Here is a 2,775-nt window from a genome sequence, read left to right as displayed (position 1 = left end):
ATGGCGACCCCGCACGGGCGCGTGGCGGACTGGGCGAAGGGCGAGTGCGAGCCGATCCCCGGGGTCACGATGCCGAAGCTGGTCACGGTCGAACGCGACTACCCGGCGGTCGCCGCGAAGATGGGCGCGCTCGGTCCGCTCGTGGAAACCCTCGGCGCCACGACCAAGGGCGTCACCTTCCACCCCGATCGTGAAGTGACCTACCTGCGCGAGAAGAACGGTGCCGTGCGCGGCGGTCCGGCGGACGGGCGTCCGTCGTTGCGGCGGGACGTGCACGCGTGCGAGGCGATCCTGACGTTGTCGGGCACGACGAACGGACGCCTGGCCACCGAGGGCTTCCGGACACTGGAGCGGCGGACCGGGACGCGGCTGGCGGATCTGGCGGCCGAGCACGAGGGCACGCAGATCACGTTCGCCGACACCCAGGCCCGTCCCGTCCCGGTCATCACCTCGCCGGAATGGTCCGGATCGGAGAGCGGCGGCCGCCGGTACTCGCCGTTCACCGTCAACGTCGAGCGGCTGAAGCCCTGGCACACCCTCACCGGCCGCCAGCACTTCTACCTCGACCACGACTGGATGGCCGAACTCGGCGAGCAGTTGCCGACGTTCCGCCCGCCGCTGAACATGACGGCGCTGTTCGACGAGCCCCGACTCGGCGAGACCGGCGAACTCGGTTTGACCGTGCGGTATTTGACGCCGCACAACAAGTGGTCGATCCATTCGGAGTATCAGGACAACCTGTTCATGCTGTCGCTGTCGCGCGGCGGGCCGGTGATCTGGATGAGCGGTGTGGACGCCGCGAAGATCGGCGTCCGCGACAACGACTGGATCGAGGCGGTCAACCGCAACGGCGTCGTGGTCGCCCGCGCGATCGTCTCGCACCGGATGCCCGAAGGCACCGTCTACATGTACCACGCACAAGACCGCCTCATCGATGTGCCGATCGCCGAGACGTCCGGCCATCGCGGCGGCATCCACAACTCGCTCACGCGACTGCTGATCAAACCGAGTCATCTGATCGGCGGGTACGCGCAACTGTCGTTCGCGTTCAACTATCTCGGGCCGACCGGTAACCAGCGTGACGAAGTCACCGTGATCCGGCGCCGCTCACAGGAGGTGACCTACTAGCCATGCGCGTGATGGCGCAAATGTCGATGGTCATGAACCTCGACAAATGCATCGGCTGCCACACCTGCTCGGTCACCTGCAAACAAGCATGGACCAACCGCAGCGGCGTCGAATACGTCTGGTTCAACAACGTCGAAACCCGCCCCGGCCAAGGCTACCCCCGCCGCTACGAAGACCAGGACACCTGCGCGGCGGCTGGACCCTCAACAAACGCGGCCGCCTCACCCTCAAAGCCGGCGGACGCCTCCGCAAACTCCTCACCATCTTCTCCAACCCCAAACTCCCCGGAATCGACGACTACTACGAACCCTGGACCTACGACTACGAAACCCTCACCAACGCACCCCTCCAAGAACACACCCCCGTCGCCCGCCCCAAATCACTCCTGTCCGGCAAAGACATGAAAGTGTCCTGGTCGGCCAACTGGGACGACGACCTCGGAGGCTCCCTCGAACACGGCGACAAAGACGTCCTGCTCGCAGACATCTCCGACAAAGTCAAAATGGAGTTCGACCAGACCTTCATGTTCTACCTCCCCCGCATCTGCGAACACTGCCTCAACCCCAGCTGCGCCGCGTCCTGCCCGTCGGGCGCCATCTACAAACGCACCGAAGACGGCATCGTCCTGGTCGACCAGGACCGCTGCCGCGGCTGGCGCATGTGCGTATCCGGCTGCCCCTACAAAAAGGTGTACTTCAACCACCGCACCGGCAAAGCCGAAAAATGCACCTTCTGCTTCCCCCGCATCGAAGTCGGCATCCCGACGGTCTGCTCCGAAACCTGTGTGGGACGCCTCCGCTACATCGGCCTGGTCCTCTACGACGCCGACCGCGTCCTGGAAGCCGCCTCCACACCCGCCGACACCGACCTGTACGAAGCACAACGCAGCGTGTTCCTGGACCCCAACGACCCCGACGTCGTGCGGGCGGCCGAACGCGACGGGATCCCCCGCGACTGGATCGAGGCCGCGCAGCGCTCCCCGGTGCACGCACTGATCAACACCTACAAGGTCGCGCTGCCGCTGCACCCCGAATACCGCACCATGCCGATGGTCTGGTACATCCCGCCGCTGTCGCCCGTCGTCGACGTCGTCCGCGACACCGGCCACGACGCCGAGAACGCCGGGAACCTGTTCGGCGCCATCGACGCCCTGCGCATCCCGGTCGAATACCTGGCCGAACTGTTCACCGCGGGCGACACCGCACCCGTCGACGCCGTCCTGCACCGCCTGGCCGCCATGCGCGCCTACATGCGCGACATCAACCTCGGCCGCGACCCCGACGACACCATCCCCGCAGCCGTCGGCATGACCGGCGAAACCCTCTACGACATGTACCGCCTCCTCGCCCTCGCCAAATACGACGAGCGATACGTCATCCCATCCGCACACGCCGAACAGGCCCATCGGCTGGAGGAGCTGGCGACCGAGTGCGCGCTCGACTACGAGGGCGGGCCCGGCATGGGCGGGTCGGGGCCGTTCGGGGAGGCGTCCGGCGGTGCCTCCCCGATCGCCGTGGAGAACTTCCACATGCTCAGGCAACGGCAGACCGCCGACAGTTCCGTCGACCCCGCCGACAAGCACAAACGCGTCAACCTCCTCAACTGGGACGGCAAGGGCGCGCCCGCCGGGCTGTTCCCGCCCCGCGA

1 protein-coding gene and 1 pseudogene are annotated in these 2,775 nt (G+C 66.7%); both read left to right on the top strand.

Going from position 1 to position 2,775, the window contains the following annotated elements; all coding sequences use genetic code 11:
- A partial coding sequence (locus BJF79_RS31120; protein ID WP_143220436.1) for a molybdopterin dinucleotide binding domain-containing protein occupies nucleotides 1–1,128 on the top strand: 1,128 nt, incomplete at its 5' end.
- A gap of 2 nt (nucleotides 1,129–1,130) precedes the next feature.
- Nucleotides 1,131–2,775 (top strand): annotated as a pseudogene (narH, locus tag BJF79_RS31115) (nitrate reductase subunit beta); the annotation flags it as partial.

The organism is Actinomadura sp. CNU-125, from assembly GCF_001942465.1.
Lineage (GTDB): Bacteria > Actinomycetota > Actinomycetes > Streptosporangiales > Streptosporangiaceae > Spirillospora.
This window is presented reverse-complemented; position numbering and strand designations above follow the sequence as displayed.